This is a genomic window from Streptomyces sp. NPDC127190 (assembly GCF_042672505.1).
In the GTDB taxonomy this organism is placed as follows: domain Bacteria; phylum Actinomycetota; class Actinomycetes; order Streptomycetales; family Streptomycetaceae; genus Streptomyces.
In genome coordinates, this window is record NZ_JBHXVE010000036.1 from 27,874 (window position 1) to 52,447 (window position 24,574).

Here is a 24,574-nt window from a genome sequence, read left to right on the forward strand (position 1 = left end):
CGTGCGGGAGATCGCCGTGGAGACGGACGTGCCACGTGGAGGCACCCGCCTAGCGTTTTCGCCATGACGAACCTCCCGTCGGTGAACCCCCTCGCCGTCTCGACCGCACCGCCCCTCCAGGGCGAGATTCCCATGGCCAACTCCTTTAAAAATAAAGGGTGTTCTAAGGCGCTCCTCCGGTACGGGCTACTGGTGCTCGGTATGGGCACGATGCTGTTCGCGGTGGGCGGCCGGTGGGACATAGCGGCCGCGGCCTGGATCTTCCCCATGCTCCTGCTGCGCTTCGCCCGCCTGAGCCGAGTGTGGTCAGGAACGCTGTGGATCTGGCTGGCACACATCGCTGCCGCCGTCTTCTGGATCCAGGAGTCGGAGCTCGGCTTCACCCCCGTCGCCGTCGTGGGTGCGATCGCACTCGCCGCGCTGCAGACACTGCCGTTCCTGGCTGACAGGCTGCTGGCCGGTCGGCTGCGCCCGGCGGTGGCGGCCCTCGCCTTCCCCGCGGCCTTCGCCGCCACCGAGTTCCTGATCACCATGGTGACCCCGCTCGGCACGGCGTACGGCTGCCTGGCCGTCACGCAGTACGGCGACCTCCCGCTCCTGCAGGTCGTCTCGGTCACCGGGCCCTGGGGGATCGGGTTCCTGATCGGCTTCTTCGCGAGTACCGCCAACCGAATCTGGGAGCGGCCCGCGTGGCGCAGTGGCGTGGTCTACGGGACGGTGCTGCTGACCGTCGTGCTCGCCGGCGGAGCCCGGCTCGCCTTCGGTTCGTCGGTGGGTACGACCGTGCGGATCGCCGGGGTGAGCCCCAGCCGGACCGTCACCGACGCCCTCGAGGCCGCGCTCGGGCGAATCGACGGCGGGCCGGCCGACATCGCCGTCGCCCCCGCCTCGCAGGTGGAGCCCACCATGACCGCCGTCGAGAACGACCTGCTGGAAGCCACCCGGCGCGAAGCCGCCGCCGGAGCGAAGATCGTGATCTGGCCGGAGGAGGCCGTCAGGACCCAGGAGTCCCACGCACCCGCCGCCATCGCGGCCGCACAGGAACAGGCCCGCCGGTCCCGGATCTATCTGGAGATCGGCGTCCGCGTCTACAGCACGATCGCCCCCGCCTACGGCCGCGACGAGGCGCTGCTCATCGACCCCCACGGCAAGGTGCTGTGGACCTACCAGAAGGCGCACCCCATCCCCGGCTCGGAGAAGTTCACGCCGGGCGACGGCCGTGTGCCCGTCGCCGACACCCCGTACGGCCGCATCGCCAATGTCATCTGCTACGACGCCGACTTCCCCGCCATGATGCGGACGCGGACCGACATCATGCTCGTGCCCTCCGCCGACTGGAAGGAGTACGGCGGCGCGCACACCGCCAAGGCGAGTCTGCGAGCCATTGAGGGCGGCTATTCACTGGCACGGCAGGACGCGCGGGGAGTCTCGACCGCCTACGACAACAAGGGCCATGTCCTGGCCACCACCGACTACTTCACGACGGACCAGCAGACGATGGTGGCCTACGTGCCCACGCACGGCACCACCACGATTTACGACCGGATCGGCGACACGTTCGCCTGGCTCTGCCTGACCGGCCTCGCCGCGCTCACGACCATCGCGGTGACGCGACCCTGGCATCGTACGACTGACGGCTGAGGAGCGGGGCAGGTGGCGAGAGCCCCGAACTCGCCCCTGGGCGGGCCCAATTGCCTGGGGCCCCAGCCGCGTGAGCCATCGGAGGCGAACGCGGGCTGGCCCCCGGAGGAGGTGACCGCGTTCCTGGACTGCGGCGACGCGCTGGAGTGGGTGCACCGTCCGAATGTCTACTTCGCCGGGACCAGGACGCCGTCATCGCTGGCCTGTCCCGCCCCTGGAACTCCGGCCAGGTCGAGGGTCAGAACACGAGAGTCAAACGGATCAAAAGGGACGGGTACGGCCGGGCCAACTTCGACCACCTCCGCACCCGTATCCTGCACAGATCATGACCCGCCCGATCACAAGATCAGCGACACGGCCCCTTCATCCGTACGCGGTGGTGCACGTTCACTTGTACGCCGACAGGCCGGACGATCAGGTAGGGGTTCGTTGATGCCGGCCAGCGGTGGTGACGGTAGGCGAGCCACTCGCTGGCGAGTCGGTGGGTGAATTCCTCCAGCTAGAGGGTGTGCCGCAGCATCCCTCGGCGGACTTCGAGAATGCCACGGGATGGGCATGCAGCCGGGGCCCTTACCGAAGGGGGCACCGGGCCTGCGCTAGGCGGCGGTCGAGCTCTTGGGGCTGGAGCATCTCATCGCGGAGCGAGAGTGCTCCGGCTCTGCCGGTCGTGCGGGGGCGAGCCGTCCAGGGAAGTGCCCAGGAACGACAGGAGGACCACCAGGGCACCGCCGCAGACAATGGCCGAGTCGGCGAGGTTGAACACCGCGAAGTGTTCGACGGAGATGAAGTCGACGACGTGCCCACGGAAGACGCCGGGCGCCCGGAAGATCCGGTCAGTCAGGTTGCCGAGCGCACCCCCGAGCAACAGGCCCAGAGCGACAGCCCACGGAAAGCTGTGAAGCCTGCGTGCGACGCGCGTGATGACCAGGACAACCGCGACCGAGATCGCCGTGAACACAACAGTGAAAGCCTGGCCCGAGCTGAATGCCGCACCTGCGTTACGGAACACCTGAAGCGTCACCACGCGGCCTGCTAGGGCAACGGGCTCCCGACCTTCCCACCGCGAGACGGCCACAAGCTTGCTGCCGAGGTCCACGGCATAGGTGAGAGCGGCCGCCACCAGCAGAGCGGTCACAGAACCCTGAGCCCGTGCACCCTTCTCAACGCCGGGCGTTGCTGTCTCGGGCTGGGATTGTGAGGCATTGTCGGTAGAGATGATCTGCTCCCTGGATGCCAAGCCGCCCTGGACAAGCCCACATTACTGAACGGGCGGCGGCGAGTGCTGTCGACGCATCGTCATGCAGGGGCAGCCGGTCATCGCCCCCGGCGATACCCAGGCTGGCTGCCGGCCCGGGCAGAACGTGCAGGCTCGCCTCCTCACACGCCTGCGGGGCAGTCAGGGCCACGATCAACATCGGCAGGTCACGCGCGAGGCACTCGGCGATCACATTGCGCGGTCGCCAGCCGGTGACCGCGCACGTGTGCTCCCGATACACGGCGCAATTCCCCAGGGTGTCGTCCTTGAGATCGGGCACCGGCCGCGCGACGTGGGAACCCGGAGGGATGGCTGATCGTCCTCTTGGGCATGCCTCGCGTTCTCATTCTTGGAATCGACCCACGTACCGTGCCCGGTATGGACGGAGACGCCCTTCGAGCGGCCCTCGACCAGGAACTGGCCCGATTCGGCGAACACGCCATCGATGCGTCCATGACGCTGATCGAGCTGGATGAGTCGGCCGAGCAGGCGATCGTCGCAGCACTGTCCGAGCACGACTGGGACGTCGTCGTCATCGGGGGTGGGATCCGCAAGCCGGAACCGCTTCTGCCGCTCTTTGAGCAGGTCGTGAATCTGGTCCGGCGTCATGCGCCGAAGGCTGCGATCGCGTTCAACACGAGCGGCGGAGACAGCGTCGAATCAGCCAAGCGGTGGCTGTGAGACCGAAGTTGTGGATGAGCCGTTTGTAGTCCCGCGCATGCCGACGGGCATGCATGACGGGGGTGTGCATATGCGCGAATGACACCTCGCCCGGGCTGGCAGCCCCGGCAGACCGCCCACGTCGTCTACGAAGTCGAGCAGCCCACCGACCGACGCCCAGCGTGCCGCCGTATAAGGAGGACGGATCGCCGGAAAGTTCACCCTGGCTCTCCGACGGCCCCCCTCCAGACCTCACGCCCCGGGCACCGGACCGCGCTCCGCGGTGCGCCCGGCGAGCGCGTCGTATCCAGGGCCGTACCAGCGCTTGACCAGCTTCACCGCGAGGGAGCCCGGGGGCGGCGGGATCAGGGTGCCCTCGCGAATCGCGGTCGCCAGTTCCTCGCGGGTGAACCATCGGGCGGCGACGATCTCCTCTCCGTCGACGGTGATCCGCGGCGAGGTGGCGCGCAGGGCGAAGGCGAGCATCAGGCTGCCGGGGAAGGGCCACGGCTGGCTGGCGACGTAGGTGGCGTCCGTCGTACGCACCCCCACCTCCTCCAGCAGCTCCCGGGCCGCCGCCTCCTCGGCGGTCTCGCCGGGCTCGACGAATCCGGCCGGGGGCGACATCCGGCCCGGCGGCGCCACGGCCCGGCGTGCAAGGAGCAGGCGGTCCCGGTCGTCGGTGACCGACATCATCACGGCCGGGTCGGTGCGCGGGTGGTGCTCGGTCGCGCAGGACGCGCACCAGCGGGAGCGGCCGTCGGTGCTGAGGCCGGCAGGGGTGCCGCACCGCGGGCAGTACGCGGAGGCGCGTACCCACTGGTGGAATCCGACGGCGCGGAGCGCGAGGCGGGCCTGCGCCGGGGGCAGTTCGTCCAGAACGTCGATCAGGCGGGCGCGGCGGGTGCCGGGGAGGACGTCGGCGCACGGCACGGCGAGGTAGGGCCTGCCCTGGGCGTCCGTTCCCCTCACCTGGCCCTCGGCCGGGGGCGGCGGCACCAGGTCGGCCAGCTCGGGGCCGCGGGCGCCGTCCTGGAGCAGGATCGTGTCGCCGTCGACCGCGATCACCCGCGCACCGTCGGTCCGTCGGGTCATCGGATGCCTGCCCGGTCGGGGAGGGCGAGCAGCCGTTCCGTCAGGGACTCCACGACCTTGCGGCCGACCGGCTCCTCGACGAGATCCTCCCGCCAGCGGCCGGCCACCACCCAGTGGCCCGCGATGTTCTGTTCGAGCTCCACGATCAGGCCGAAGCCCGCCCGGGGCGCGCTGACGCGCAGGGGCCGGTACGTCACCCCGGGGGCGAACACGCCCCCGGGCTCCGGGGCCTGGAGAGCCACCATCACGTCGAAGAGGCCCGCGTCGGCGGCCTGGATGCCCAGGTCGCGTGCGATGAGGTCGAAGGGGAGGCGGGCCCGCCGCAGCGCCTGGAGCACCAGCCGGTTCACCTCGGTCAGGCGCGCGGCGGAGTCCGTCGTCCTCAGGCCGCGCAGCGGCAGGACGAGGGGGTTGACGAAGCAGCCGAGGATCGGGGCGTGTGCCTTCTCGAATCGGCCGGACGAGACGGTTGCGAGGTTCACGGCGTCCACTCCGAAGACGTCACCGACGGTGGCGGACGCCTCATGGAGCAGGGCCGACAGGACGATGGACCGGGCGGCCCGGACCCCGTCCCGGATGCGGTCCGTCGTGGCCGTGTCCAGCGCGATCTCGTACTCGCCCCGCGTGCCTTGGTCGGTCTCGGGGGGCGCCAGCAGGGCCGGGGCGGGGTCCTCGAGCACCCGCCGCCAGAACGGGAGGTCGTTCTCCGCCCAGACCGGGATCCGGTGGGACTCCCAGCGGGCGTACTCCACGTATCCGGGAACGGCGTCCCACACGGGTGCCCGGCCGTCCGCCCGGGCTTCGTAGGCGGTGCCGAGGTCCGCCGCGAGGAGCAGTTCGGACTGTCCGTCGAAGGCGATGTGGTGGACGTTCAGGCAGAGCAGCCAGGAGTCCGGGGCAAGTGCGGCCAGGCGGGCGCGGACGGGCGGGCGCAGCTCCAGGTCGAAGGGGCTGTCCCACCAGTCGGCGCACACGCGCGCCGCGACGTCAGCCGGGGAAAGGGCGGGGTCGGTCACCGTGACGTGTTCCAGGGCGATCCCGGCGGCCTCGGCCGTCATGACCCGCTGGACGGGCTCGGCGGCCACGTCCCACAGATAGACGGTGCGCAGCACCTCGTGACGGCGCAGCACGTCCTCAAAGGCGGCGCTCAGCGCGTCCGCGTCGACGGGGCCCGTGAGGTGATAGGCGAGGACGACGTTGTTGTCGTCCTGGCCCGGTGCCATCTCCTCGTCCCACAGGAACCTCTGCTGGGCGTGGGACAGGCGGACGTCCCCCGGCCCGGTCACGCGCGCTCCAGGAGGGCGCGGTCGAGCTTGCCGTTCTGCGTCAGCGGCAGTTCGTCCACCTGCCGCCAGACGGCGGGCACCATGTAGTCGGGCAGCAGCGTGGCCACGTGCGCGCGCAGGTCGGCGCCGGTCACGCCGTCCGCCGTATCGGTGGTGTACGTGGCGACGAGCTGGGAGTCGACGAGGACGACCGCGGCCTCGCGGACCCCGGGCCGGGCGCGCACGGCCGCCTCCACCTCGTCGAGTTCGACCCGGTGGCCGCGGAGTTTGACCTGCCGGTCGATGCGGCCCCAGTGCACCAGCAGGCCGTCCTGGCGTCGGACGCGGTCACCGGTGCGGTACCAGTCGTCGGGCGCGGGACGCCCCTCGACGGGGGCGTGGGGGGCCTGGCCACGCAGGAACCGGCCCCTGTCGTCCACGGGATCGACGTAGCCGGCGAACCGCTGCGGACCCCGGACGCACAGCTCGCCATCGGCGGCGGGGAATCCCCCGGGGCCGAGGACGATCTCCTCCAGGTGAGGGTAGACGGTGCCGATGGGGACGGTGCCGTTGCCGGTGTCGGGCCAGAGCGCGGGGTCGTCCGGCAGCCGGTAGCTGACGCAGACGCCGGCCAGTTCGGTGGGACCGTAGTTGTTCTCCACCACGGAGCCGGGAGCGGCCGCGCGCCATGCCGAGGCCGCGTCATAGGTGAGCTGTTCGCCGCCGAACATGCTCCACCGCAGGTCGGGGAGGGCTCCGGGCCCGAGCGTGCGCATCCGGCGGGCGAGACCGATCACCGAGGGGACCGTGTCCAGGTGGGTGATGGCGTGTTCGGCCAGGAAGCGGACCGGGGAGCGCCAGGAGCGTCCGGTGGCGGCGACGAGGGTGGCTCCCGACGCCCACGCGGCGAGGATCTCGAAGACCGACGCGTCGAACGTGAGGTCGGCCGCCTGGGCCATCCGGCAGCCGGGGCCGAGCTCGTAGCGGTCGATGACGTGGGTGAGGTAGGCGGCGAGCGCCCGGTGGTCGACGGGGACTCCCTTGGGGCGTCCGGTGGAGCCGGAGGTGTGCAGCACATACGCCTCCTGGTCGGGCGCTGCCGCGCCGTCCGCCGGGGCGAGAGCGGGTCCCTCCAGATGATCGGCCGCGGTGAGCAGACGTACGCCCCCATACGTCGCCGGGTCCGTGACGCCGTCCACGAGGACGTTCGCGGGGGCAGCGCGGTCCAGGACCTCCCGGACCCGTTTCTCCGGCCATCGGGGACCGATCGGCAGCACGGCGCCACCGGCCCGGAGAATGCCCAGGTACGCGGCGTAGGTGGGGAACTCCCGGCGGAAGACGAGCCCGACGCGGCCGGGGCGCGGGCCCAGGCGTGCGGCGACACCGCCCGCGGCTCGCCACAGTTCGGCGTAGGTGTACTCCCGCTCGGCCACGCGCAGGGCGATCCGGTCCGGACCGCGTCCGGCCTGTTCCTCGATCGCGGACACGACGTCATGCATGGGTTTCTCCGGGGTGTGGGGTCAGTGCGCCATGGCGTCGGCCGGGGTGCGCAGGGACCGCACCCCCGGGTAGGCGAGGCTCACGAGGCGGGAGGCGAGGACCATCACGGCCAGGCAGCCGAGGACGACGGCCAGGCCGCCGCCTGCGAAGGCGGCGCCGAGGGCGAAGCCGACGGGGCGCAGGGCGACCGAGCTGAGCCAGTCGTAGGACGAGACCTTCGACATGGAGTCCTCGGGCACCTCGTGCTGCATGGTCGTCAACCACAGGGAGTCGGCGGCGGTCATCCCCGCGCCGGCCAGGACCACGCCCACGATCTGGACCGGGAGCGGGGCGCCCCAGGCGATCAGAAGCAGCATGGGGACGAGAAGGAGTTCGGCGAGCCGTGCGACGAGCATGGGCCGCTGGGGCTGGTAGCGGAGCAGGAACAGGTCGCCGAGGACGTCGCCGATACCGAGGGCGGCAATGAGCAGGGACCACTGCCAGACGCCGCTTCCGTTCTTTGCGGCGAGCACTGGTCCGACGACCATGAAGACGGCCACGGCCACGTGCGTACACATGAACCCGACGATGCTGGTCCAGATCCAGGGGGTGGTGCGGACCAGCCGGAAACCGGCCGCGAGTTCACGCAGGGTGCCGTCCTTCTCGCGCGGGGTCTCCCGGCGGGGCAGCTTGATCAGGGCCGCGCAGGAGGCGCTGACCAGGAAGGACAGACCATCGCCGATCAGCGCCCAGCCTGCGCCGGCGGCCGCGATCAGCGCTCCCGCGAGCAGCGGTCCGAGCACCCCGGAGATGCTGCGGGAGAAGGAGAGGAGGGTGTTGGCGCGTTGCAGCTGGTCCTTGGGGACGGTGAAGCGGGTGAGGCCGGAGGAGGCTGGCAGGTGGAAGGCCTGCGCGGCGCCGAAGCACACCTGGAGGAGGAGCAGTCCGGGCACGTTGACACGGTCCGTCAGGAGCATGACGCCGACACCGATCTGGGCGCCGGCGCGGACGCAGTCCATCGTCGCCATGACCAGGTGCCGAGGCAGGCGGTCGGCCCAGACTCCGCCGAAGAGGATGCACACGACGAGGGCGACGGTGGAGGCGCTGAGGGCGAGGCCGGCGGTGGCGCCGGAGCCGGTCACCTCCAGCAGGCCGACGGTGATCGCGACCTGGCTGAGGGTGTTGCCGATGACGGACACGGTGAAACCCGCGTACTGGTAGGTGAACCGACGGTGCCTGAACGGTTCGAGGGACTGTCTCAGACGCATGTCGGTTGCTCCGTGGTGCTGTCCGGGCCAGGGTCCGGGTCGGCCGGGGCGGCGAACCCCGCGGTGAGGGTGTCGAGGACGCAGGAGACGGCGCGGTCGAGGCCGGCGCGGTCGTCGGCGCGTACGGTGAGGTTGGCCATGCGGTAGTGCGTGGCCGCCTTCTCGTCGCCGTCGCGGGCGAGTTCGTCCACGGCCTGAACGCCGGGGAGCTCGCGCAGGTCGCGGGGGCGCAGGCCGGTGCGGACCTTACCGGTGCGGTGCCGGAAGGTGGGGAAGAGTCCGGCGGCCGTCCCGTCGGGCGACCCGTGGTCGGCCGGTTCCACGCCGAGTGCGGCGGCCAGCGCCGTACGGACCGGGTCGGGGGCGCCCACGAGCCGGAACAGGCGGGCGGTGTGTCCGGCGAGGCGTCCGTTGACCTCCATGACCTCCAGGCCGGAGGGTGTGAGGAGGAGTTCGGTGTGCGTGACGCGGTCGCGTACCCCGAGCGCGTCCAGGGCCCGGCCGGTGAGCTCGCGGGCGTGGTCCAGCAGGGGGGCGGGGAGCACCGAGGGCAGGATGTCGCCCTGGACGTTCACGGCGTCCGTGCCTTCCGGCCCCTCCCGGCGGCCGACGGCGACGGGGAGCTTGTCGAGGATCCCGAGGTGGGTCCGGCGGGTGGCGACGCTGACGGTCTCGACGGAGATCAGGCTGCCGAGCCAGGGAGTTCCGGCGGGATGCGGGGCCGCCGGGATCCTGGTCTCCAGGAGCATGCCGTCCCATACCCGGCGTGCGGAGGCGTGGGCGGCGACGTCGTCGGGGCCGTCCAGGAAGGCGATCCCCCGGCCGCCGGCGGCCCGCCGGGGCTTGAGGACGCAGGCGCCGCCCAGCAGCGCGTAGGCCCGGTGGAGGTCGTCGGCCGAGTCGACGGGCTCGGCGCGTACGGCGCACAGCCCGGCCGCGTGGAGCACCCGCCGCTGCACCAGCTTGTCCCAGGGGGCCGCGACTGCCGGTGCGGGCGTTTGGCGGACGGCACGGTCCAGCGCGTCGGCCCGTTCGAGTTCGTCGTCGTGGAAGGTGGTGACGCCGGCCAGGCCGAGACCGGTCACCAGGGCGGCGTTCGCCTCCGGGTCGTCGGTCGCCGGCAGGATGTGGCACTCCAGGATGCGGGAGGCCAGGGCCACCAGGTCCGGGTGTCCGGCGGCGACCCGTGCGTCGAGCAGGAGCACCGGGACGCACAGGTCACGGGCGGCGCGGAGCACCTCGCGGAGGTTGGCCGCGCCGTCCGGTGCGTGGCAGATCCCGAGCCGGGGCAGTGCGGGAGCAGACATGGTTCCGCGGACTCACTTCACCGCGGCGCGGGCCACGGAGATCAGGGTGTCCAGGCGGCCGTCGAGGAAGAAGTCCTCCAGGGCGACCTCCGCCCCGAGCCGGGTCTCGACGCGCTCGACCAGGGTGACGGCCAGCAGCGAGTTGCCACCCACCTCGAAGAAGTCGTCGCCCGGGGCGGGCGAGGTGACGTCGAGCACCTCGCACCACTCGGCCCGCACGATGTCGTCAACCGTCATGTCCATGGTCCGTCTCCTCATCGGTCGGGCCCAATGGCCCAGGTCGGCGCGAGGGTCGCCCCGCGCCGTGTCTTGGGGGTGGCCGCGTCGAGGCCGAGGTCGATCGTGGTGATCTTGCGGGCCTGCGCGAAGGCGATCGGTGCCTGGAAGAGGCTCTCGACGTACGCCTCGTGGCGGTGCGGATGCGCGGCGGCGAGGCCTGTCTCGTAGATCTCCAGTCCGGTACCGCGTGCGCAGCCGAAGGTGACGGCCACGGGGCCGGTGCTGTCGGACACGACGAAGGCGATGCGCTCGCCGGCGGGGTCGGCGGCCCAGCGGTCGAGCCGGGCGCGTACGAGCCGGGGGTGCTCCTCGATGCCGTAGCGCCGTTTGACGGCGACGACGAGGTCCGCGGCCGCGGCCGTCAGCGCCTCGGCCGGCCGGACCTCGGAGCGGAGCCCGGCCTCGAGCACCTGGCGACGGTCCTTGAGGACGGTGCGGCGGCCGTTCTGGCCGAGGCCGGCGAGGTAGGAAGCGTCGGACCCGTCGGCGGGCAGGCGGAGCACGCAGGACACGCCCATCTCGGCCGCCCGCCGGCCGGGGCCGAGGAAGTCGGCCACCTCGGCGTCCCGCACGTGCAGGGACAGCGGGACGAGGCCGTCGCCGCGGGCCTGGTCCCAGGCCCGGTCCACCAGACCGCGGCGAACGGTGCGCCGCTCCTCGTCGGTCAGGTCCGCTGCCACGGCGGCGCCGGCGACCAGGTCGACGCAGCCGCCGACGAACAGCAGGTCCCCGGGGTTCACGGGCAGGAAGGCGGCCGTCTCCGGCCCGGCGTCGTGCAGGACGGCAGGGGTCTGGCCGGGGGTGCCGCGCAGCAGGGGCAGGAGGCCGACGGGGCGCCCCGCCGCGGAGGCGACGACCACGCGGCAGGCCCCCGGGCGCAGGTACGGGCGGCCGAGCCGGGGCGGCAGCAGCGCGACGGACACCGCGTCCCAGGCGGTGTGCACCGGCCCGGCCCCGGGGTCCGCGTCGATCTCCGCCAGGAGATCCGCCAGCTCCACGACCTGGAAGTCCGTTCCGGTCACGATGTCGGACCGTCGAGCTCGGCGGCCGTCTGCCGGAGCGCGGGCGCCACCTGCTCGGCGAAGATCCGCATCGTCTCCCAGTCCACCGGCGGCCGCAGCCCGAGGAGGAAGTCGCTCACGCCCAGGCGGACATAGGGCAGGAGCGCTTCGACGCACCGCTCGGCCGTTCCGAAGGTCAGGTACTCGCCGATGTCGGGCGAGCCGGCCGGCAGCAGGGCCATGCGCTCCCGCTTCCGCTCCTCGGCTCGGGCCTCGTCCGCGCCGAGGACGACCCGGAAGGTCATCGACAGCCGAATCTCGTCGGGGTTCCGGCCGATCTCCTTGCAGTACCCCTGGAGGACGGTCTGCTTGCGGCGGTAGGTGTCGATGTCGGTGACGAGCGTGTTCCACACGTCGGCATGGCGTGCGACGGTCCGTAGGGTGCGCTTCTCGCCCCCGCCGCCGATCACCAAGGGCAAGCGTTTCTGCACGGGCTTGGGTTCCAGGCACGCGCCGGTGAGGTGATAGTGCCTGCCCGTGTGGTCGACGCGCTGGTGGGTCCACAGGCCGCGCATGATCTCGCACGCCTCGTCGAGCATGTCCAGGCGGTCGCCGGTCCCCGGGAATGGCAGGCCGTACTGCTCGTACGCCAGGTCCGCGCCTCCCGCGCCGACGCCGAACTCCAGGCGTCCGCCGGATACGTGGTCGAGCGTGGCGGCGATGGAGGCGGCCAGCGCGGGATGGCGCCAGGTGACCGCGGACACCAGCATGCCGCAGCGGATCCGCCGGGTACGCGCGGCGAGGGCCGCCAGCAGGGTCGGACCGTCGAAGCAAGGACCGTCCGGGCCACCGAGCGGGGGACGCTGGTGGTCGAAGAGCGACACCCAGTCGTAGCCCAGTTCCTCGGCCCGGGTCCACAGTTCCAGGCAGTCGTCGAATTTCTCGTACTGCTGTCCGGAGTGGACCCCGAATCTGATCACTTGTTCCCCCTGGCGGCCCACAGCGTGTGCTGGCGGCAACTGTACGAGACCGATCATGATATTGAAAGACCCTTGCCTTGGCCCGAGTTGAGTGATCCAATCAGCCGTCGCCGCCATTAATCCAGGCCAGGGGGAGCATTTGAGGATCCTGCGCGAGCGAGTCGGAATGACCACCGGACACGCGATGCAAGGACCCGCCGAGGTCGATGCCTACACGCTGGATTCAGGCAACGGCCTGGCCATCACGGTGTGGACGTACGGAGCCACTCTGGTCGAGGTCAACGTGCCCGACCGGCAAGGCCGTTCGGAGAACGTCGTCGTACGGCTGCCCGATCTGCGGTCCTACGAGGACCGGGCCCTGAACGCCTACGTGGGCGCGACCGTCGGACGCTACTGCCGCTGCGTGACCGGCGGACGCATCGAACTCGACGGACACGTCTACGACTTGGACCGGAACGACGACGGGCACCACCTCCACGGCGGTTCACTGGGCTTCGACAAGCACGTCTGGCGGGCCGAGCCGCGGGTGCTCCCGGACCGCCTCGTGCTCTCCCTGCGCCTCGACAGCCCGGACGGCGACCAGGGCTATCCCGGGGCGCTCGCCGCCGAGGTGCGCTACGAGATCGACGCCGAGTCCCGGCTGACCTTCGACTTCCGGGCGACCACCACGGCCCCCACGATCGTCGGGTTCACCAACCACGCGTTCTGGAACCTCGGCGGCCAGGGGCGGACCGTGGACGACCACGAGCTCACCCTGAACTCCACACGGTACGTGGCTTTCGACGAGCGCCTGATGCCGCTGGCCGGCCCGCCGCGACCGGTCGCGGGCACCCCGCTCGACCACACACGCGGCCGCCGGCTGGACGCCTCCCGCCTCGACAACTTCTTCGTCCTCGACGACCCCGCCTGGGCCGCCGAGGTCGTGCACCGGCCGTCCGGCCGGGCCATGCGCGTCCGTACCGACCAGAGCGGCGTCGGCGTCTACTCGGGCGATCACTTCCACCGTCCGCGGGCGGGCCTGTGCCTGGAGACGGGTGCCTGGCCGGACGCCCCGAATCGTCCCGACTTCCCCTCGGCGCGCCTGGATCCGGGCCAGACTTACCGTCACCGGACCATCCACGAGTTCCACACGATCGGAGACGTGCCCGCATGAAGCTCTACTTGTCCTCCTTCCGGATCGGTAACAGGCCCGAGGAGCTGCTGCGTCTGCTGGGCGACGGCGGCCGTCGCACCGCCCTGATCCTCAACGCCGACGACTACAAGGACGAAGAGGCCCGGGCCGCGTCCCTCCAGCGCGAGCTGGACGAGCTCTCCGGCATCGGCCTCGACCCGTTCGAGGTCGACCTCCGCGACTACTTCGGGCGCGCCGAGGAACTGGAGAAGGTGCTCTCCACGGCCGACTGCGTCTACGTCCGGGGCGGCAGCGTGTTCGTCCTGCGGCGCGCCTTCCAGGCGAGCGGCGCCGACCACGTCCTGAAGCGGCTGATCGAGGAGGAGGCCGTCGTCTACGCCGGCTACAGCGCGGGCCCCTGCCTGCTCGGGCCGGACCTGCACGGCATCCGCGGCGATGTGGACGACCCGGAGCTCGTGCCGGCCGGTTACGAGGGCACGACGATGGACTGGGAGTGCCTCGGCCTGCTGCCCTTCGCCATCGCCCCCCACTACCGCTCGGACCACCCCGAGTCCGAGGAGATCGACCGGCTGGTCGAGTACTACATCGAGCATCACGTGCCCTTCGTCGCCCTGAAGGACGGACAGGCCATCGTCGTGGACGGGGACACCCGCACCGTCGTCGGATGACCGCCGACTGGGAAGACGCCACCGACGCCGTCGAGGTGCACACCCTCCTGGAGGCGTGCGACGCCCACCAGGCGGAGGCCACGGGCACCCCCCGGCCGGTGCGGCGCATGGAGACCACCGCGGCCCTCGTGGCGGGGGGACGGGTCCGGCTGCTGCGTGAGGACGGCCGGGCCGTCGGCATGTTCACCCTCAGCACCAGGCCGCGCGCCGTGGAGCCCCCGGGGCAGCCACACGCCGACCGCCCCGCCTATCTGAGCCGACTCGCCGTCGCTCCCGACCACCTCGTCGCCGGCTCCCTGGTCGGCGTCCGCTGCCTACGGGAGGCCATCCGCCTCGCCACGTCGCTTGGGGCCGACGCGCTCCGGGCAGAGGCCAACCCGGACCTTCGGGACACCCGTGCCCTGCTCGCATCGCTCGGCTTCGAGCAGTGCGGCCCGGTGCACTCCGACGACACGGGTCGTCGCTTCGTACACCTCCACAAAACCCTTGCCGTGAGGAAGGCCGCGCCATGATCGAGTACACGCCCCCGCCCGTGATCCGGAGCCTGCTGGCCGATCCTCGACCCGTCGTCCTCTTCGGCGCGGGAGACATCGGCGTCCTGGCCCACCACGTCCTGACCCGCCTGGGAGTGACCGTCACCTGTTTCGCGGACGGGCGGAAGTCCAAGCAGGGCACCGTCCTGCGGGGCCTCCCCGTGCGGTCCGTCGCGGACATCGCCGAACTGGCCGAGGACGGCATCGTGTTCCTCTGCGGAAACTATCTGAAGACGATGACCGACCGCGTGCGCGGCGCCGGCTTCACCCGCATCCAGGACTGCGTCGACCTCCTCGACGGGTTCGACTTCTCCGGCTCCGAGGCGGACACCGGTATGAGCCCGGTGCTGATGGAGCGCAAGGCCGCACTGCACAAGCACGAGACCCGCAAGGACCGCGAGCACGCCGAGGACACCCTGATCCTCAAGTACCTCGACGTGGTGGTCACCGAGGCCTGCTCGATGAAGTGCCAGGACTGCTCGAACCTGATGCAGTACTACACCAAGCCGCGCCACAGCGACCTTGAGCTGCTGGCGAGCGCCGTCGACCGGATCATGGAAAGCGTGGACGGCATCTACGAGTTCCGCGTCCTGGGCGGCGAACCCTTCGTCAACCCCCGGGTTCACCGGGTGATCGAGCAACTCGTCGCCTACGAGGTGGTCGAGAAGGTCGTCGTCTACACCAACGGCACGATCGTGCCGCGCGGCGCCAACCTCGACTGCCTGCGCGACGAGAAGGTCGTCGTCGAGATCACGAACTACGGCGAGCACTCCAAGAAGCTCGACGCGCTTCAGGAGACCCTCACCGCCGAGGGGATCACGCACTTCTCGAAGATCCCCGTATGGACGGACTCGGGCCGGATCCGCTACGTCCCGCGCAGCGCCGAGGTCCTGGACGACATGTTCCGCAACTGCTGCGTGAACGACATCGTCACCCTCCTCAACGGCAAGCTGTACCGCTGTCCCTTCTCGGCCAACGCCCACAACCTCAAGGCCGTCCCCGACGCGCCGGAGGAGGTGATCGACCTGACCGGCGACCTGTCCGGCACGGAGCTGCGCAAGCAGATCCGCGCGCTGTACGCCCGTGACACCCACCTGACGGCCTGCGGCTCCTGCGCCGGCCGCGACTACCGGACGCCCCGGATCGAGGCGGCGATCCAGACCCGTCGCCCGCTGCCGCTGACCGTCGTCGGCTGAGGCGGACCATGCGGATAGCGGTACTCCCGATCGACGCGATCGGGCACGTCAACCCCCTGCTCGCGATCGTGGAGGAGCTGGTCCTCCGGCCGGACGTGACCGAAGTCCGCGGCTTCGGTCCGGACTCCCTCGCGGACGCCTTCGCGTCCGTGGGGGCCGGTTACACGCCTGTCCCCTCGGTGCCCCTGCCGCCGACACCCGATGGCCTCGGGGACCTTCCCTTCAAGAGCTTCGTCCACCCGCTGACCGTGAGCGACGCGTATCAAGGGGCCGTGGCCGCCTTCCGGCCGGACGTCATCCTCTACGACGTGTTCGGCATCCACGGCATGCTCGCGGCACGGATCCACGGTGTCCCGTCCGTCTCCCTGGTGACCTTCCCCGGTTACGGGGCCCTCGGCGAGGACTTCGCCGTGCAGCACGGACGCCCGCACCCGGAACTGGTACGGGCGAACGGGGAGTACCGGGCGCGGTACGGCGTGGACCCGCTGGGCGAGGGCCTGCTGCCGGTGCTGTTCCCGTCCCGGGACCTCTCCGTGGTCACCGCCGCGCGGGAGCTCTCCCGCGAGCCGGGACCGGACACCCCGCGCCTGGCGGAGGTGCTGGAGCCGTATCGGGGCACCTGCGTGCACGTCGGCGCCTCCGTGGGAACAGGCCGCTACATGCCCGGCACCGCGCTCACGGGGCCGGTGCGAAACGACGCGCGGGTCCGGCACGACTCCTCCGGCTTCCCCTTCGGGAGGCTCGACGAGGCGCGGCGGGCCGGCCGGTCCGTGGTGCTGTTCTCCCTGGGCACGGTCCTGACGGACTTCCGCTTCCGCAGCCCCGTCGGCGGCGCGGCCACCGGCCGTGAGTTCCTGATGGCGATGCTGGACCGGCTGACCACGGCGCTGGGCGATCGGAAGGATCTCCTGGTCGTCACGGCCGTCGGCTCGCTGCTGGCCGCCGAGGACGAGCCCGACTGGCCGGCGAACTTCCTGGTCCGGGACTTCGTCCCGCAGCGCGAGCTGCTCGAGCGGTACGCCGACGCCTTCATCACGCACCACGGGATGAACTCGACCACCGAGAGCATCCTCTCGGGCGTCCCGATGGTGTCCGTGCCGGGTGCCGGGGACCAGTTCGCCAACGCGGCCACAGCGGTCGAGGGCGGTGCCGCGGTGGCCCTCTGGGACATACGGGACCCCTACGGCACGGTCACGGCGGAGCTGCTGCGCGAGGCCGTGGACCGGGTCCTGACCGACGACGCGCACCGGGCCGCTTGCGCGCGGTTGCGGGACGCGATGCTCGCCGAGGGCGGGGCGCCCCGAGCGGCCGAGCTCGCTGCCGGCCTGCTCGCCCCGGCCCGCTGAGCCCGCAGGGAACATCGCGCAGGAGACACCGCGAGGGGGGCCACCGAATCATCTCCGGTGGCCCCCCTCAGCATGGGGCGGCCCAGCGGGCGGAGCCGCTCACCCCACACGCACGGTCACACACTTGGGCCGCTGGTACTCGGTGAGGGCGAGCACGCTCAAGTCGGTGCCGTGACCCGACGACTTGCGTCCGCCGTGCGGGAGTTCGGGGGTCTGGTCGAGGTGGCAGTTGACCCAAGCCTCTCCCGCGTCCAGCTCGCCCGCCAGCGTCAGGGCGGAGGACACGTCCGACGACCACACGCTGGCGGCCAGCGCCTGGCGCACGCCGTTGGCGAGCTCCACCGCGTGCGCGACGTCCCGGGCCCGCTGCACGGTCAGCACCGGCGCGAAGACCTCCTCCACCACGGCCGGGTCGTCCTCGGCAAGGTCCGCGAGGACCACGGACGGCCGCCAGTAGCCGCCCTCGCACCCCGGCCCCGGCTCGATCCGGCCGGTGTGCCGGACGCCCGCACGGCTCGAGGCCAGGATGCGGTCGTACCGGGCGGCCTGATCGGGGTTGTTGAGCGGGCCGAAGTCGACCCCGGCGACCTTGCGGCCCATCTCCCGGGCCAGGCCCTCCACCACGGCGTCGTGGTTCTCGGGGAGCGTGATCACCCGTGCGGGGGCGGCGCAGCTCTGGCCGGCGTTGAACACCGAGGCGGCGGCCAGCGAGGCACAGGTGTGCGCGGGGGCGTCGGGCAGCACCAAGGCGGCGCAGTTGCCGCCGAGTTCGAGGCTGAACGGCCGCAGTCCGGCGCGGTAGGCGACGTCCAGGCCGCCGACGGTGCTTCCGGTGAACGCGATGGCGTCGACGCCGGACTCCACGAGCAGGACGCCGGTCTCGCGGTCCCCGGGGACGACGCGGACGACGTCGTCACCGAGGAGTCCGGCGGCGTCCTCGCCGAGGAGGAGCGCGGTGTCCGGCGTGGTCTCGGCCGGCTTGAGGACGACGGTGTTCCCGGCGGCCAGGGCCGGGCCGAGTCGCCACATTGCCATCATCAGCGGGTAGTTCCAGGGGACGACGACGGCGACGACGCCGAGCGGTTCCCAGCGCACCCAGCTCTCGCGGTCGGCCATGCGCCGGCCGGCCGCCGGGGAGACCTCGGTGCGGGCGGCGCCCGCGTAGAAGCGGAGGACGTCGGCACAGCCCGCCACCTCGCCCCGCGCCTCCTCCCAGGGCTTCCCGGTGCCGGCCCGCAGAGTGGCGGCGTACTCCTCCGCGCGGTCCTCGATGCGGTCGGCCAGTCGCAGCATGCGCCGGGAACGCTGCCCCGGGGGGAGCGCGGCCCAGCCGCGCTGTGCCGCCGCCGCGGCTTCGACCGCGGCCGTGATCTCTTTCTCGCGCGCGGCCTGGTAGGCCGGGCGGGGCTGGCCTGTCTGGGGGTCGTGAGGAGTCAGCATGGTCATGGTCGTGCCTCGGGATCCAAAGTCGGGGTCGGGAAAACGGAGGACGGAGGGGAAGCGAAAGGCGAGGCGGGTGCGGGTCAGTGCGGGGGCGGCGCCAGCAGGTCCCGCAGGGCCGGCCGGAGGATCTTTCCGGTGGCCGTCCGGGGGACCTCTGGCACCCGCAGGATGCGGCCGGGTTGCACCGCCTCGGCGAAGTGCGCCCGCAGGTGTGTGCGGACCGTGTCGTCGCCGATCGTGTCGGGGGCGTGCAGGGCCACCGCCACGGTCTCGCCGAGCAGCGGGTCGGGGACCGCGGCGCAGGCCGCGTCCAGCACGCCGGGAAGGCGCCGCAGAGCCCGTTCCATCTCCTCCAGCGACACGGCCTCGCCGCGTACCTTGGCTATGTTCTTGCTGCGGCCGGTGAGGACGAAGTACGTACGCCCGGTCTCCTCGTCCAGGACTTCGTGGCCGAGGTCCTGGGAGTGGAACCAGCCGCCCGCGAACGCCTCGGCGGTGGCCTCGGCGTTGCCCGCGTAGCGGGACATCACGTTGTGGCCGCGCATGCAGATCTCCCCCGGTTCGCCGGGGCGGGCGCGGCGGCCGTCCGGGCCGAGTACGGCCACCTCGTTGCCGGGGACGGCGACGCCGACGGTCGGGATGTCGGCGTCGAGCAGCAGGCGCCGGTAGGCGGCGTCGCTGATGTCGCGCGGCATGGTGGTGGAGAAGTTGGTGGTCTCGGTCAGGCCGTATCCCTGGAGGACGCGGGCGCCGATCCTGGTGTGGACGGCACGGGCCGTCTCGGCCGCCAGCGGGGCGGCGGCGGTGACGAAGTGCGAGAAGCCCCCGGGCAGGGTCCGGCGGCGCCACACGGCGGACAGGGCGTCGAGGATGCTCGGGACCACGCTGGCGACCCGCGGCCGGTAGAGCGTCAGGAGCTCCGGGTAGCGGAACGGGTCGAAGCCCGGGGCGAGCACCGCGTGGGCGCCCGCGGCCAGGGTGGCCATGAGCGTCAGGTGCACGCCGTTGACGTGGTGGATGGGCAGGCAGCCGAGGAAGGTGTCACCCGGGCGCAGTCCGTGGTGCCGGATCATGGCGTCCGCGTTGGCGACGGCGTTGGCGTGGGTCTGGGCGACCAGTTTGGAGGCCGCTGTGGACCCGGAGGTGCCGAAGTACAGCATGTCGGCGTCCGGCCGCGGGGGCGGCGGGGACCAGCCGGGGGGCGGGTCGGGCAGCCGTTCGGGGTCGGGGGCGGTGGCGGTGCCGGGGAACCGGTCGGCGGCCGTGCCGGGACCGGTGACGATCGCCTCGACGGCGAGGGCCGCCGTCTGCTCGGCGACCCGGGCGACCGGGTCCGCCGGGTTGAGCACGAGGACGGGCCTGCCGGAGCGAAGCGCGGCGAACAAGGCGATCACCGAGGGGATGTCGTTGACCGGGGCCAGGCCGACGGGCCCGGCGGCCGGCAGCTCGAGGACCGTGTCCAGCCAGTGGGCGGTGCGGCGGCTGTACCGTTCGAGCTCCGCGTACGTCAGCGTCCGTGCGGTGCCGTCGGCGGCGGGGGTCGTGAGGTACGGTTCCCCGCCGCGTTCCCGGGCGTGCCGGTCGAGGTGGTCGAGGACCGAGCGGAGCCCACCCGCCGCGGCGGGGAACGGCGTTCCCCTGTACCGGCGGGCGAGGTCCTGATCGGTCCTGGTCGGGTCACCCATGCGCGTGCCGGGTCTTGTCCACGGCGTGGGCGAGGGTGAGCGCCGTGCGGAAGGTGTCGGCGGTGATCTGCTCCTGGGGCAGTTCGATGTCGAAGGCGTTCTCGACGGCGACCAGGAGCTTCACGGTGCGCAGGGAGTCGAAGCCGAGGTCCGCGAGGGAGACGTCGGCCTGCTCGGGGCCCCAGGGCGACACCGGTTCGGGCAGGAGTCCGCGGACCACGTCCAAGACCACGTCGAGAACCTCTGCCAGGTCAGGGTCGGCCGGGAGCCCTCCGTGCGCCGTGGCCCGGTCGCCACGGGGTTCGGTCATCACTCCTCCACCAGGGTCATGCGTTCGGCGGACTCCAGCGGCATGTGCGGCACGCCGAAGGCCAGGATCTCCAGCGGCTCGGGGACGTGCAGGTTGGTCTTCACGCCGTGCGCGTAGTTGGCGGGGACGAACACGGTGTCGCCGGCGCCCATCTCGTAGTCCACGCCGTTGATGTGGATGTAGCCGCGGGAGCTGAGGACGAAGAGGATGTGTGCGCCGGGGTGCGTGTGCAGGTCGAAGCGGGAGCCGGTCTCCATGATGATGCGGTCGGCTCCGATGGGCACGCCGCCCTCGATCAGTTCGCCGGCTCCGACCGTGCCGAGGATGCCGGGGATGATCTCGTTACGGGAGTTGACCAGTTTGACCTCGGGCGAGGTGTAGATGTTCCGGACGTGTTTGTTCGGATCGAAGACGGTGTCCATCGGTGTCTCCTCGGTGTGTGCTGGTGAACGTGTCGACGGGGTCGGGCGGACGCGGTGTCAGCGGAGGGCGGGACCGGTCGGGCGGTGCCTCTGGAACGGGCTGCGTCCCAGCCCGCGGGCGAGCCCGAAAGCCAGGTGGGCGGCGAAGGTCTGGTGGAGCAGCGGGGCGAACTCCTCGCGGGCGGTGCCGTGCACCGGGAGGAGGACGATCCGGTCGTCGAGGTGCTCCGTCCCCTCGGGGTGTGTCACGAGGGCGACCCGCCGGCCGAGGGCGAGGGCGCGCTCGGCGAGTTCCAGGGCGCGGGCCCTTGAGGGGCCGGGCGGAGCGAGTACCACGACAGGGGTGTCCAGGGGGCCCGCGAAGCGTTCAACGTGCCACCATTCCTCCAGGTCGCGGCCGTACGCGTGGACTCCGGCGCCCTCGACGATCTTGGCTGCGGCGTAGCCGGCCGTGCCTTCGGCCGGGCCGGTGCCGAGGACGGCGATCACGGGGGCGTCGGTCAGCGTCCGTCCCCATACGGAAGCCCGCTCGCGGACGGCGGCCTCGGTCGCGGCGACACCATCGGCAAGGCCGAGGAGTTCGGCGCGGGCCCGGGCGGCCCAGTCCGCGCCGCGGGTGGTCTCCGCGGGGCGAAGCGCCAGCATGAGCAGGGCGACCAGGCTCGCCTGGTGGGTGCGGATGCCGGGGGACGGCTCGGGGTCGGGCAGGCCGACGGTGACGTGGGTGTCGGCGGCGTCGGCGAGCGGGCTGGTGGCCGATCCGCTGATCCCGAGGGTGCGAAGGCCCCGGGCGCGGGCCTCGGCGACGCCCTGGAGGACGCGTTCGGTACGGCCGGAGGCGGAGACGGCCACGACGAGGGTGCCCGGTGCGGCCGTGCGCACGTGGTATCCGAGGAAGCGCTGAGCGGGCTGGACCTCACAGGGCAGGTCCGCGAGGTACTCGAACGCGGCCTCGGCGGCCGTGCCCGCGTGCAGGGAGTCGCCGTCACCGACCAGGCACACGGAGCGGACGGTCCCGGCCGCGCCGTCCGGGTCGTACAGCTCGCGCCACGCGGTGTCCACGCGGTCGGGGAGGAACCCGACGAGGTCACGCAGGTCGGCGGCGAGGCGCCCGCTCTGGCGGACGAGGACGGCGCTGTCCATGGGGTCCGGTGCCGCGGGCGGGCCGGCCGGGGCGGTCATCGGGACTCCAGGGAGCGGGCGATGTCGACGTAGGCGCGGACCCGGTCAACGTCGATCCGGCCTCCCCAGCCTCCCTTTTCGAGGCAGGTGCCGACGAAGGCACCGTCCGCTTCGGCGAGCAACCGGGCGGCGTTGTCATGATCGGTGTGGCCGGCGAGGACGACCGGGAGGCCGGGGGCGGCACGCCGGACGGAGGCGATCAGCTCCAGCGCACGTGCCTCGTCGGGGTCTGCGAGGGTGACGGCGTCGGCCCCCACGCCGCGGGCCGCGCGGGCGACCTCTCCGGTGGACTTCTCCCCGCCGAACCAGCGGAAGTGCATCGAGTCGACGTCGGCGATCACTCCCACGGCCCCGGCGGAGATCCGCTTGCGGTACTCGGCGACCGCGAGCGGGTCGGGGGTGACCATGCCGTGCGGGCTGAGGGTCATTCCGACGAGTGCGGTGGCCCGGACGAAGTGGGCTCCGGACACCTTGGCGACGGCGAGGGACGCGCTGATGGCGTTGCGCATGATCTGGACACCGACGAGGAAACCGGACGTGTCGGCCACGGCCCGGACGACGGCGTCGGTGATCAGACCCATCGCGACCGTGCGCGCCGGATCACTGACGTCCTCGACGGTGTAGACGCGGTCGGCGGTCTGGATCAGGCAGCCGTCCGCGCCGCCGTCGGCGAGCGCCCTGGCGGAGGCCACGGCCGTCTCCAGGATGTCCCGGAAGGTTCCTTCCTCGTGGAAGGGGGTGCCGGGGAGCGGCTGGAGGTGGATCATGCCGATGACGGTCCTGCGCCCGGCGGGGAGGTGGAATTCAGGCATGGACGACCTCGTCCCGTCGGACGACGGCGCGGATCCGGTCGAAGGCGGGCGACAGGTCCGTCCAGGAGCGCGCGGTGGTCAACCGGACGACGCCGCTGCCGAAGCCGAAGTTGAGGATGCCGGGGTAGACCGACACGCCCGTCTCGCGAAGGAGTTCACGGAAGCAGAGGTAGGAGTCGTCCCAGCGGTCGAACACGGCGGCCGCGTTGATGGAGTACTCGGGCCGCAGGACGTGCGCGACCTCGGCGAGGCGGCCAACGCTGGCGTCGCGCAGGGTGGTGAGCGCGGATTCGCGGGAGTCCCGTTCCTGGCGATAGCTGTCGTAGGCGGACTGGAGCCCTGCACGCCCGAGTTCGTAGGTCTCCTCGAACTCGGCCAGTTCGGCCGCGCCCACCTCGGTGACCCCGGTGATCAACCAGCGCTCCATGCGCGCGAGGACCTCGATGGCGGTGTACAGGAACGACGGAGGGCCGCCGAAGCTGGTGGAGGCGTACTCGTAGTAGGAGGCGATGAACGCCGCGTCCGCGACGATCCAGCCGGCTTTCACGCCGGGGGCCGACCAGTTCTTGGACAGGCTGGAGACCCGGATGACGTTGGAGGCCGCACGGAATTTTCCGAACTCCCGCTTGGGGCCCAGCCACTCGTGACACTCGTCCAGGAGGATCATGGTGTTGGGCGACGCGGCGCGGATGAGCCGCTCCAGGTCGGCTTCGCGCACACCGGCACCCGTGGGATTGGCCGCCGTCTGGAGCATCACGAACGGCGTGTCGGGGGTCAGCGCGGCGATGATCGGGTCGACCGACATGACGCCGCCGTCCGAGGAGACCGGGACCAGGCGCACCGGTGTCCGTCGGGCGATGGCCTCCACCAGCGGCGGGTAGTTGGGAATGGCGCACAGCGCCGGGGAGGTGTGCGTGGAGCCCGACAGGACGAAGTCGGCGAGGGAGCTGACGGCGAAGGTGCCGCCCATGGTCAGGGCGACGTTCTCGGCGGTGTACGTGACGTCCGCGATCCGGGCGCTCTCGTAGGCGGCGACGGCCTCGCGCGCCGGGGTGCGTCCGCAGGAGTCGGAGTATCCGTACCAGTCGCGGGAAAGGGCGTAGCGGAGGGTGTCCTTGATGGTCTCGGGAAGTCCCCACTGCTCCTCGTCGACGGAGCCGCCGGAGAGGATGTACCGCGCGTCCGGCCGGAGGCGCCCGTAGAGGTCGTCGCGGAAGTAGGAGTTGAAGAGCTCCTTGACGAAGCGGACGGTCGCCCGCGAGGTGAGGACCTCCTCGGCGGTCACCTGGCGGCGGACGGTCGAGTTCCGCCAGCGTTCGGCTTGTTCGGGGCGGAGGGTCCGGGTGCCGAGGCGGTGCTCGACCCGGCCGAGCCAGAGGTCGCGCAGTTCGTAGGCGTCTTCCGGGTCGACGGCCCGCTGGAAGACCTCCAGCGTGGCGTCGTCCACGACCGGGGTGAACAGGCCGGCCGGAGGGGTGGTGGGCCGAGCGTTCATGGCCTCGTCGTGCACCTCGCGGGGCAGGCTGATCGGACGGACCGGCGGAGAGATGTCGAACAGGGGCATACCGTCTCCAAGGGGAGAGAAGAGGAGCCCGGTAGGTGGCGCTCCGGACGC

The 24,574-nt window shown here is 71.9% G+C and carries 24 protein-coding genes; 8 read left to right on the forward strand and 16 right to left on the reverse strand.

The annotated features are described in order from the left end of the window. Positions 1-63: 63 nt before the first annotated feature. Both ACFVIU_RS35165 and ACFVIU_RS35170 read left to right on the forward strand, forming a co-directional pair. Positions 64-1,641: a nitrilase-related carbon-nitrogen hydrolase gene (locus ACFVIU_RS35165; protein ID WP_385847584.1), complete on the forward strand. Its 1,578-nt coding sequence runs from the start codon at positions 64-66 to the stop codon at positions 1,639-1,641. A gap of 146 nt (positions 1,642-1,787) precedes the next feature. Then, positions 1,788-1,970, forward strand: a complete 183-nt coding sequence (locus ACFVIU_RS35170; protein ID WP_385847586.1) for a transposase — start codon at positions 1,788-1,790, stop codon at positions 1,968-1,970. Between the two features lie 302 nt (positions 1,971-2,272). Here ACFVIU_RS35170 and lspA read toward each other — a convergent pair whose 3' ends face one another. After that, positions 2,273-2,776 carry a signal peptidase II gene (lspA, locus tag ACFVIU_RS35175; protein ID WP_385847587.1) on the reverse strand — a complete coding sequence of 168 codons (504 nt, stop codon included), beginning with the start codon at positions 2,774-2,776 and terminating at the stop codon, positions 2,273-2,275. Between the two features lie 450 nt (positions 2,777-3,226). Between lspA and ACFVIU_RS35180 the strand changes: the two genes are divergently transcribed. Continuing rightward, a complete protein-coding gene (locus tag ACFVIU_RS35180; RefSeq protein ID WP_385847589.1) occupies positions 3,227-3,577 on the forward strand; it encodes a hypothetical protein in 351 nt (116 codons plus the stop codon). A 231-nt stretch (positions 3,578-3,808) separates the two neighbouring features. Here the strand turns inward: ACFVIU_RS35180 and nudC are convergent, their stop codons facing one another. From nudC to ACFVIU_RS35220, 8 genes are read right to left on the reverse strand one after another with little or no spacing between them, the layout of a single operon-like run. Further along, the gene (gene nudC, locus ACFVIU_RS35185; protein ID WP_385847590.1) at positions 3,809-4,651 is read right to left on the reverse strand and encodes an NAD(+) diphosphatase; all 843 of its coding nucleotides are present in this window, start codon (positions 4,649-4,651) and stop codon (positions 3,809-3,811) included. Beyond that, complete coding sequence (locus tag ACFVIU_RS35190) at positions 4,648-5,937, reverse strand: condensation domain-containing protein (RefSeq protein WP_385847592.1); 1,290 nt, start codon at positions 5,935-5,937, stop codon at positions 4,648-4,650. Before ACFVIU_RS35190 ends, nudC begins: the two co-directional genes overlap by 4 nt. Continuing rightward, the gene (locus ACFVIU_RS35195) at positions 5,934-7,415 is read right to left on the reverse strand and encodes an AMP-binding protein (RefSeq protein ID WP_385847593.1); all 1,482 of its coding nucleotides are present in this window, start codon (positions 7,413-7,415) and stop codon (positions 5,934-5,936) included. The genes ACFVIU_RS35190 and ACFVIU_RS35195 overlap by 4 nt, the downstream gene beginning before the upstream one ends. A gap of 21 nt (positions 7,416-7,436) precedes the next feature. Next, positions 7,437-8,663: an MFS transporter gene (locus ACFVIU_RS35200; protein WP_385847595.1), complete on the reverse strand. Its 1,227-nt coding sequence runs from the start codon at positions 8,661-8,663 to the stop codon at positions 7,437-7,439. Beyond that, a complete protein-coding gene (locus tag ACFVIU_RS35205) occupies positions 8,654-9,970 on the reverse strand; it encodes an acetyl-CoA carboxylase biotin carboxylase subunit family protein (RefSeq protein WP_385847596.1) in 1,317 nt (438 codons plus the stop codon). Before ACFVIU_RS35205 ends, ACFVIU_RS35200 begins: the two co-directional genes overlap by 10 nt. A gap of 12 nt (positions 9,971-9,982) precedes the next feature. Next, positions 9,983-10,213: a phosphopantetheine-binding protein gene (locus ACFVIU_RS35210; protein WP_385847598.1), complete on the reverse strand. Its 231-nt coding sequence runs from the start codon at positions 10,211-10,213 to the stop codon at positions 9,983-9,985. A gap of 11 nt (positions 10,214-10,224) precedes the next feature. Continuing rightward, complete coding sequence (locus tag ACFVIU_RS35215; protein ID WP_385847599.1) at positions 10,225-11,271, reverse strand: hypothetical protein; 1,047 nt, start codon at positions 11,269-11,271, stop codon at positions 10,225-10,227. Next, on the reverse strand, positions 11,268-12,230 hold the full coding sequence (locus tag ACFVIU_RS35220; protein WP_385847600.1) for an LLM class flavin-dependent oxidoreductase: 963 nt from the start codon (positions 12,228-12,230) through the stop codon (positions 11,268-11,270). Before ACFVIU_RS35220 ends, ACFVIU_RS35215 begins: the two co-directional genes overlap by 4 nt. A gap of 166 nt (positions 12,231-12,396) precedes the next feature. On the opposite strand from ACFVIU_RS35220, the gene ACFVIU_RS35225 reads away from it, so the two are divergent. The 5 genes from ACFVIU_RS35225 to ACFVIU_RS35245 are packed head-to-tail and all read left to right on the forward strand — an operon-like array spanning position 12,397 to position 17,105. Beyond that, complete coding sequence (locus ACFVIU_RS35225; protein ID WP_385847601.1) at positions 12,397-13,383, forward strand: aldose epimerase family protein; 987 nt, start codon at positions 12,397-12,399, stop codon at positions 13,381-13,383. Beyond that, the gene (locus ACFVIU_RS35230) at positions 13,380-14,030 is read left to right on the forward strand and encodes a Type 1 glutamine amidotransferase-like domain-containing protein (RefSeq protein WP_385847602.1); all 651 of its coding nucleotides are present in this window, start codon (positions 13,380-13,382) and stop codon (positions 14,028-14,030) included. The genes ACFVIU_RS35225 and ACFVIU_RS35230 overlap by 4 nt, the downstream gene beginning before the upstream one ends. Then, on the forward strand, positions 14,027-14,542 hold the full coding sequence (locus tag ACFVIU_RS35235; RefSeq protein WP_385847604.1) for a GNAT family N-acetyltransferase: 516 nt from the start codon (positions 14,027-14,029) through the stop codon (positions 14,540-14,542). Before ACFVIU_RS35230 ends, ACFVIU_RS35235 begins: the two co-directional genes overlap by 4 nt. Then, on the forward strand, positions 14,539-15,759 hold the full coding sequence (locus tag ACFVIU_RS35240; protein ID WP_385847605.1) for a 4Fe-4S cluster-binding domain-containing protein: 1,221 nt from the start codon (positions 14,539-14,541) through the stop codon (positions 15,757-15,759). Before ACFVIU_RS35235 ends, ACFVIU_RS35240 begins: the two co-directional genes overlap by 4 nt. Before the next feature lie 8 nt (positions 15,760-15,767). Next, positions 15,768-17,105 carry a nucleotide disphospho-sugar-binding domain-containing protein gene (locus tag ACFVIU_RS35245; RefSeq protein WP_385847607.1) on the forward strand — a complete coding sequence of 446 codons (1,338 nt, stop codon included), beginning with the start codon at positions 15,768-15,770 and terminating at the stop codon, positions 17,103-17,105. Between the two features lie 99 nt (positions 17,106-17,204). Here the strand turns inward: ACFVIU_RS35245 and ACFVIU_RS35250 are convergent, their stop codons facing one another. The 7 genes from ACFVIU_RS35250 to ACFVIU_RS35280 all read right to left on the reverse strand — a co-directional run bounded on the left by ACFVIU_RS35250 (position 17,205) and on the right by ACFVIU_RS35280 (position 24,523). Next, positions 17,205-18,545 carry an aldehyde dehydrogenase family protein gene (locus ACFVIU_RS35250; RefSeq protein ID WP_385847608.1) on the reverse strand — a complete coding sequence of 447 codons (1,341 nt, stop codon included), beginning with the start codon at positions 18,543-18,545 and terminating at the stop codon, positions 17,205-17,207. 83 nt (positions 18,546-18,628) lie between these two features. Next, positions 18,629-20,233, reverse strand: a complete 1,605-nt coding sequence (locus tag ACFVIU_RS35255) for a class I adenylate-forming enzyme family protein (RefSeq protein WP_385847610.1) — start codon at positions 20,231-20,233, stop codon at positions 18,629-18,631. After that, on the reverse strand, positions 20,226-20,543 hold the full coding sequence (locus ACFVIU_RS35260; RefSeq protein ID WP_385847611.1) for a phosphopantetheine-binding protein: 318 nt from the start codon (positions 20,541-20,543) through the stop codon (positions 20,226-20,228). The genes ACFVIU_RS35255 and ACFVIU_RS35260 overlap by 8 nt, the downstream gene beginning before the upstream one ends. After that, positions 20,543-20,965, reverse strand: a complete 423-nt coding sequence (locus ACFVIU_RS35265; protein WP_385847613.1) for a cupin domain-containing protein — start codon at positions 20,963-20,965, stop codon at positions 20,543-20,545. Before ACFVIU_RS35265 ends, ACFVIU_RS35260 begins: the two co-directional genes overlap by 1 nt. Before the next feature lie 57 nt (positions 20,966-21,022). Continuing rightward, a complete protein-coding gene (locus tag ACFVIU_RS35270; protein WP_385847614.1) occupies positions 21,023-22,147 on the reverse strand; it encodes an SIS domain-containing protein in 1,125 nt (374 codons plus the stop codon). Then, complete coding sequence (locus tag ACFVIU_RS35275) at positions 22,144-22,959, reverse strand: BtpA/SgcQ family protein (RefSeq protein WP_385847616.1); 816 nt, start codon at positions 22,957-22,959, stop codon at positions 22,144-22,146. The genes ACFVIU_RS35270 and ACFVIU_RS35275 overlap by 4 nt, the downstream gene beginning before the upstream one ends. Then, positions 22,952-24,523 carry an aminotransferase class I/II-fold pyridoxal phosphate-dependent enzyme gene (locus ACFVIU_RS35280; RefSeq protein WP_385847618.1) on the reverse strand — a complete coding sequence of 524 codons (1,572 nt, stop codon included), beginning with the start codon at positions 24,521-24,523 and terminating at the stop codon, positions 22,952-22,954. Before ACFVIU_RS35280 ends, ACFVIU_RS35275 begins: the two co-directional genes overlap by 8 nt. Positions 24,524-24,574 lie beyond the last annotated feature (51 nt).

Bases quoted from the DNA above. Each gene is read 5' to 3' on its own strand.
- ACFVIU_RS35255 (WP_385847610.1), bottom strand. From the start codon at position 20,233: ATGGGTGACCCGACCAGGACCGATCAGGACCTCGCCCGCCGGTACAGG.
- ACFVIU_RS35230 (WP_385847602.1), top strand. From the start codon at position 13,380: ATGAAGCTCTACTTGTCCTCCTTCCGGATCGGTAACAGGCCCGAGGAG.
- ACFVIU_RS35180 (WP_385847589.1), top strand. From the start codon at position 3,227: ATGCCTCGCGTTCTCATTCTTGGAATCGACCCACGTACCGTGCCCGGT.
- ACFVIU_RS35270 (WP_385847614.1), bottom strand. From the start codon at position 22,147: ATGACCGCCCCGGCCGGCCCGCCCGCGGCACCGGACCCCATGGACAGC.
- ACFVIU_RS35210 (WP_385847598.1), bottom strand. From the start codon at position 10,213: ATGGACATGACGGTTGACGACATCGTGCGGGCCGAGTGGTGCGAGGTG.
- nudC (WP_385847590.1), bottom strand. From the start codon at position 4,651: ATGACCCGACGGACCGACGGTGCGCGGGTGATCGCGGTCGACGGCGAC.
- ACFVIU_RS35225 (WP_385847601.1), top strand. From the start codon at position 12,397: ATGACCACCGGACACGCGATGCAAGGACCCGCCGAGGTCGATGCCTAC.
- ACFVIU_RS35280 (WP_385847618.1), bottom strand. From the start codon at position 24,523: ATGCCCCTGTTCGACATCTCTCCGCCGGTCCGTCCGATCAGCCTGCCC.
- ACFVIU_RS35195 (WP_385847593.1), bottom strand. From the start codon at position 7,415: ATGCATGACGTCGTGTCCGCGATCGAGGAACAGGCCGGACGCGGTCCG.
- ACFVIU_RS35165 (WP_385847584.1), top strand. From the start codon at position 64: ATGACGAACCTCCCGTCGGTGAACCCCCTCGCCGTCTCGACCGCACCG.
- ACFVIU_RS35235 (WP_385847604.1), top strand. From the start codon at position 14,027: ATGACCGCCGACTGGGAAGACGCCACCGACGCCGTCGAGGTGCACACC.
- ACFVIU_RS35250 (WP_385847608.1), bottom strand. From the start codon at position 18,545: ATGCTGACTCCTCACGACCCCCAGACAGGCCAGCCCCGCCCGGCCTAC.
- ACFVIU_RS35200 (WP_385847595.1), bottom strand. From the start codon at position 8,663: ATGCGTCTGAGACAGTCCCTCGAACCGTTCAGGCACCGTCGGTTCACC.
- ACFVIU_RS35245 (WP_385847607.1), top strand. From the start codon at position 15,768: ATGCGGATAGCGGTACTCCCGATCGACGCGATCGGGCACGTCAACCCC.
- ACFVIU_RS35265 (WP_385847613.1), bottom strand. From the start codon at position 20,965: ATGGACACCGTCTTCGATCCGAACAAACACGTCCGGAACATCTACACC.
- ACFVIU_RS35240 (WP_385847605.1), top strand. From the start codon at position 14,539: ATGATCGAGTACACGCCCCCGCCCGTGATCCGGAGCCTGCTGGCCGAT.
- ACFVIU_RS35205 (WP_385847596.1), bottom strand. From the start codon at position 9,970: ATGTCTGCTCCCGCACTGCCCCGGCTCGGGATCTGCCACGCACCGGAC.
- ACFVIU_RS35260 (WP_385847611.1), bottom strand. From the start codon at position 20,543: ATGACCGAACCCCGTGGCGACCGGGCCACGGCGCACGGAGGGCTCCCG.
- ACFVIU_RS35275 (WP_385847616.1), bottom strand. From the start codon at position 22,959: ATGCCTGAATTCCACCTCCCCGCCGGGCGCAGGACCGTCATCGGCATG.